1 pseudogene is annotated in these 240 nt (G+C 73.3%); it reads right to left on the reverse strand.

The features are described 5' to 3' along the window. Positions 1-240, reverse strand: a pseudogene (locus ADK36_RS17110) (ArsR/SmtB family transcription factor); the annotation flags it as partial.

Below are 240 nucleotides of genomic sequence, written 5' to 3' on the forward strand. Positions count from 1 at the left end.
GGTTCCCGCAGCGCGTGTGGATCCCTGCCCTCGCCGCCGCCCGGCCACGGCGACAGCAGGGGGACGGCGAACTCCAGCCGGACCAGCTCCGGGTCCGCCGTGCGCAGGCCGGCCAGCTCGCTGCCGAAGTCCGCGAGCCCGCCGGTCGGCCGCGGAAAGAGGAACTCGGGAAAGTACGAGCGCACCGCGTAGGAGAACGCCTCGATCTCCCGCTTCAGCGCCGGCGACAGCTTGCGCATC

The organism is Streptomyces viridochromogenes, assembly GCF_001270495.1.
In the GTDB taxonomy this organism is placed as follows: domain Bacteria; phylum Actinomycetota; class Actinomycetes; order Streptomycetales; family Streptomycetaceae; genus Streptomyces; species Streptomyces viridochromogenes_A.